The 4,978-nt window shown below is 50.3% G+C and carries 8 protein-coding genes; 4 read left to right on the forward strand and 4 right to left on the reverse strand.

Translation table 11 applies throughout. From position 1 onward, the window contains the following. A partial coding sequence (locus tag KB557_RS08870) for a tetratricopeptide repeat protein (protein ID WP_255133367.1) occupies positions 1-2,554 on the forward strand: 2,554 nt, incomplete at its 5' end. 105 nt (positions 2,555-2,659) lie between these two features. On the opposite strand, the gene KB557_RS08875 is transcribed toward KB557_RS08870, so the two are convergent. From KB557_RS08875 to KB557_RS08885, 3 genes are all read right to left on the reverse strand, one after another. Continuing rightward, entirely contained in the window at positions 2,660-2,896 is a 237-nt protein-coding gene (locus tag KB557_RS08875; protein WP_255133368.1) for a hypothetical protein, read from the reverse strand. A gap of 63 nt (positions 2,897-2,959) precedes the next feature. After that, complete coding sequence (locus tag KB557_RS08880) at positions 2,960-3,151, reverse strand: hypothetical protein (RefSeq protein ID WP_255133370.1); 192 nt, start codon at positions 3,149-3,151, stop codon at positions 2,960-2,962. A 74-nt stretch (positions 3,152-3,225) separates the two neighbouring features. Further along, positions 3,226-3,498 carry a hypothetical protein gene (locus tag KB557_RS08885; protein ID WP_255133372.1) on the reverse strand — a complete coding sequence of 91 codons (273 nt, stop codon included), beginning with the start codon at positions 3,496-3,498 and terminating at the stop codon, positions 3,226-3,228. A 185-nt stretch (positions 3,499-3,683) separates the two neighbouring features. On the opposite strand from KB557_RS08885, the gene KB557_RS08890 reads away from it, so the two are divergent. From KB557_RS08890 to KB557_RS08900, 3 genes are all read left to right on the forward strand, one after another. After that, the gene (locus KB557_RS08890) at positions 3,684-3,983 is read left to right on the forward strand and encodes a hypothetical protein (protein ID WP_255133374.1); all 300 of its coding nucleotides are present in this window, start codon (positions 3,684-3,686) and stop codon (positions 3,981-3,983) included. A 59-nt stretch (positions 3,984-4,042) separates the two neighbouring features. Next, entirely contained in the window at positions 4,043-4,264 is a 222-nt protein-coding gene (locus KB557_RS08895; protein WP_255133376.1) for a Nif11-like leader peptide family natural product precursor, read from the forward strand. A gap of 91 nt (positions 4,265-4,355) precedes the next feature. Further along, entirely contained in the window at positions 4,356-4,511 is a 156-nt protein-coding gene (locus tag KB557_RS08900; RefSeq protein WP_255133378.1) for a hypothetical protein, read from the forward strand. A gap of 37 nt (positions 4,512-4,548) precedes the next feature. On the opposite strand, the gene KB557_RS08905 is transcribed toward KB557_RS08900, so the two are convergent. Then, positions 4,549-4,978, reverse strand: a 430-nt coding sequence (locus tag KB557_RS08905; RefSeq protein WP_255133381.1) for a hypothetical protein, incomplete at its 5' end; no start/stop codon positions are given.

Here is a 4,978-nt window from a genome sequence, read left to right on the forward strand (position 1 = left end):
GTTGCTACACCACGTTCAGGGCCTTTATGCCAAAGCTGAGCCCCTTTTCCAGCGTGCTCTGGCTATACGAGAGAAAGCACTAGGGCCTGAGCACCCCGATACTGCTCAAAGCCTCAACTACTTGGCGGCGCTGAATCACGGCCAAGGTCTTTATGCCAAGGCTGAGCCCCTTTCTCAGCGTGGTCTGGCAATACGAGAGAAAGCACTAGGGCCTGAGCACCCCGATACTGCTCAAAGCCTCAACGACTTGGCAGAGCTCTACGGCAGCCAAGGCCTTTATGCCAGGGCTGAGCCCCTTTACCAACGTGCATTAGCGATTCGAGAAAAAGCATTAGGGCCTACGCACCCCGATACCGCAAAGAGCCTCGACAGATTTGCATTACTAAACCTAAACCTAGGCCTTTATGTTAAGGCTGAGGTTCTCTATCAACGGGCTCTTGCCATAAACGAAAAGGCGCTGGGTCCTCAACACCCATTTACTGCAGCAAGCGTCAACAACCTAGCATTAAGTTACTACAAAATGGGTTTTTATGCCAAGGCTGAGCCCCTTTACCAACGGGCATTAGCCATTAGTGAAAAGGCGCTAGGACCGTATCACTTTAATACTGCAGCCGGCCTCAACAACTTGGCTCAGCTCTATAAAGCTCAGGGCTTTTATGCCAAGGCTGAGCCCCTTTTCCAGCGTGCTCTGGCTATCCGAGAGAAAGTACTAGGGCCTGAGCACCCCGACACTGCTCAAAGCCTCAACAACTTGGCGGGGCTGTATGACAATCAGGGCCTTTATGTCAAGACTGAGTCCCTTTACAAACGTGCTCTAGCCATCAACGAACAAGCCCTAGGGCCCGAGCATCGAAATACTGCCAACAGCCTCAATAACCTGGCTTATTTGTACAATAAACAAGGTTTCTACAGCAAGGCTGATAATCTCTCCCGTCGTGGTCTCAGCCTCCAATTCATTCTCATTCAGCGAGAAGCTCCCTACCTGCCTGTTAACGAACGCCAGAGCTTCCTCAATACCTATCCGTACGTTTATGAACGAGCCTTCTCCTCTGCCCAGCGCGGCAGTAGCGGCGCCAACCTTGCTCTATTTTCACGCCTGAACCGCCACGGACTGCTCCAAGAGATCGAGCAGCGCCAAGCTCAACTTGCTTCCCTGCCTGGCCCGCAGCAAGCACTCGCTACCGAGTTGCGGGCAGTAACTCAGCAGCTGGCTTCTATGGCACTCGCGCCAGAGCAGCGCCAGCAGCTCAAGGGCCAGCAAGAAGAACTTGAAAAACAGCTGTATCGCCTCCTCCCCCAGCTAGAGCCACGCGTGGTGGAGGTACAGCAGGTGGCCGCTGCCCTGCCTGCTGGCAGCGCCCTAATCGAATTCCAGCGATATCGACCTTTTGATGGCAGCAAACCTGAGAACCCTGATGATCAACGCTGGGGGCAGGCCCGCTATCAGGCCCTGGTGCTCAAGCCCGATGGCGCCATTACTACGATCGATTTGGGGCTGGCAAAGCCGATCGATACCTTGATCCAAGCAGCACTGGCGGGCTCTGTGCGGCTGCTAATGGAATCGCTTGAGCTCTGGGCCCAGGTGGGGCGTGCGGTGCTTAATCCCCTCATTCCAGCCACTCGCGGTGTCAACACCCTGTTCATCTCCCCCGATGGTGAGCTCAACCGCATTCCCTTTGCAGCTCTCCCGGCGCCAGGGTCTAGCCAGCTGCTTTCAGAAGCATTGCAGCTAAGGCTGCTCACCACCGGCCGTGAGCTGCTCGATCTGCAAAACACCTCAACTGTAAAAATCAGCCAGGCGCTGGTGGTAGCCAACCCTTCCTTTGATCGCAAGCCCGTTTCCGTTCAGTCCAATAGCCTGTCAATCTCCAACCAGCAGCGATCTGGCGATCTCGGCTCGAGGCGCTGGTCGCCCCTGCCTGGTACCGCTACAGAAGGTGTCGCCATCGCCCAGCTCACTGGCGGCCGTCTGCTGGCCGGCGAGCAAGCCCAGGCAGCAACCATCCAGCAACAGCAGGCCCCACGGCTGCTGCATCTAGCTACCCATGCCTACTTCCAACCCGATCTGCCGGCGGCGAAACGGAGCAACAACAAACCAGGTCCTACGGCCCTGAGCGGCGAGAACCCGCTGCTCAGAAGCGGCATCGTTTTTGCTGGTGCCAACCAACCAGACGCTGATCCAGCCGATGACGGCTATCTCACCGCCCTGGAAGTGGCACGCCTCAATTGGAAGGGCACCGAACTGGTAGTGATCTCAGCCTGTGATTCAGGCAAGGGCGACATCCAGGCTGGAGAAGGCGTCTACGGCCTTAAGCGCGCCATCGCAGTAGCTGGGGCACGCTCCTCCCTACTCAGCCTATGGGCCGTAGATGATCTGGCCACCGCGGCATTCATGGAGAGCTTCTACATCAAGCTCAAAGCTGGAGCAGGCAGGGCGGATGCTCTGGCGGCAACCCAGAAGCAGTTCCGCCAGAGCAGTAACGCCACTTGGAGTCATCCCTATGTGTGGGCAGCTTTTCAGCTCTCGGGGGATTGGGGAGCCGTGATGTGGTGAATCGGCATGGATCACCGCAGAATCCTGTCGCCCCGACTGACTTTTCACCGATTGGCCTAAGGCCGCCAAGGCCATAAAAAAAGGCCCCAGAGGGGCCCAAGAGGCTTATCTTTCTTTAACGAATAGGTGGCAAAGATTTTCACAGCCATCTGTGCAAATAGATGATTCATCAAGCTCAGCTAAGAACTTTTGCTCTGCTGGAATTAGATCTTCTTCTGTGATGCGATCAAGGATGGATTGCAGGGATTCAAGAAACATGATCAGGGAATTTTTAAAGGCGAGCAAATAGAGCACCTGTGTGATGTGGCCTGTTGCGCCATAGGTGCGACCTGGCCCAAACACTGGGGCAGCTTTGTTTCGCTTTGAAATCCCGATCATTTCCTGACCCGCAATTTGCGAGATCAATCACAGGTAGGGAGGTAATTCGTAGTAATCAATAAAGCCAAGCTGCTTACCTCTTTTATTAACGCGATATTTACTCTGCCAGTATTCCCTTGGCTGCTTAAATTCAGCAGGTATATCAGCTAGAACCAATTGATGCAAGATTTCGAATGAAGTTTTAGGCGTTTTAATACGCCAGCCAATACAAGTAAACATGATGAAAATAATAAGCAAAATTTGAATTATTAAGACCCCAAAGGGGCGGGGCCCCCGCAGGGGCCCAAGGAGCCTTAGGCAAAGGCTGGATCTTCTGTGTATTCTTCTGCCCATTTACGCTCTTGCTCAACTTGGATCTTTAGATCGATTTCTTCTATCCGATCAAGCACCATCTGAGCTATTGGCAGAAGCTCATCTTCTAGAAGGCAGATTTCTTCTTCTCCGTAAGGAAGATCAACCCAGGTGCGATGCAAGGGGCCATTACCTGATGCTCTAAGGATTCGATTTATTTCCTTAACAGCATTTTCAAGAACCAGGAAGGCATCATCATTTTGAAATAGGAACATTTTTTGGAGGCAGAAGCGCCGCGTAGAACCCGATGAATGGATCGCCGAACACAGTGAGAGCGATAAAATGAAGAGGGCTCAAGCAAGCAATTAATATGCGTTAATTGCAATCAATAAGATCTATCTTTCCAATCATCAAAACAATCGCCTAGGATTTGTTCATGTTGATGTTGATTGTGATCAAAATGAAAACATTTGCGATATTAAGCAGTTGTGCTGCTTTATTTCTTGCGCCCCTTGCTGCTGATGCGCAATTAAGGCGTGCTGGCGCTCCTGGTATTCCTGCTGCTGGTGCACCTGGTTATGGGGTAATCGGAAATCCAGTTGGAGCTCCTGGTATTCCTGCAGCAGGAGAACCTGGCTACGCGGATGCTGATGACCTTGGTTTTGACGCAATTGGCAATCCAATTGGCGCACCAGGCATCCCAGCCGCTGGGGCGGGTGTAAATCTTGGTGGACCAATTAATAGGCGTGGCTTGCGGTAATAAAAAGGGCTGGCGTGATGCTGATTTATTTGCGATGCTAAGAGCCCGATCTAGTACAGATGAGCTGGCTTGAGCTGGAGCGTTTAGTAGAAGATGCTGAAAAGGAACCCCAGCTTGCACGGGCATTACGCCATTGCCGTAGCAATCCAGAATTTATCCTTGCTGCAAGAAAGCTTGGTTATCGCATCACCCGGGTTGATCTAGTGCAAGCTGCTTTGCAGCACAAACTCGAGCTAGAAGTCCATAAAAGTAAAAATAACTACAACTACAGAATGTTTTAAGTTACATGCTCTGTTACGAGGCGTCGCTTTAGCACTTAGGCCTTTATTGTTTTGGGAAATAAATTCAATCGCCTTGAAAGCTGCAGGTTCAATGAATCAAACTCAAACGACAATTTTATTTTCTCTTAATTGGCATCCCTCTGGTGAATTAGCACCAGAAGATCTTGAAACCGTTTTAAAGGCACTTGTGGGATCTGGCGACCTAAGTAAAGAAGAATTTAGCCATCAAGAACTGCAAGCAGCTTAATTTTTTAATTCAATACAATAAAAAGAGTGTTTTGATATTAATAAGATTTTGTACGCTCTAGCAGGATTTCTAGCTTTTGATCTTGCCTATCTAAGATTTTAATAAATCCTGCTACTGTTGCAAGTAATACACAAAGCCAGACGATTGAGGTATAGGCGACAATTTTTAGTTGATTATTTTGTTGATATCTAGCTGTTCTAATTGGGATTGGAATTTCATTATCATCTTGCTTTGTTGCGCCAGCTTGCAAATCAAGTACTAATCTAAGTAATGCTTCTGGGCTAGCAGGAACTAAAGCTGATTGATTATCAATTGTAATTGCATCTTTTTCTAGTAATTCACGGCAACGTTGCAGCCCACCACCAGCCCAAAATAAACCCCAGGCATATTTATCTACCTGCAAAGCAACCCAACGTTTAGGGCGCGCATCATTACGGATAAGTTGCGCTGCTTTTGCAATTGACCAG

It is taken from the genome of Synechococcus sp. Cruz CV12-2-Slac-r, assembly GCF_024346075.1.
Lineage (GTDB): Bacteria > Cyanobacteriota > Cyanobacteriia > PCC-6307 > Cyanobiaceae > Synechococcus_D.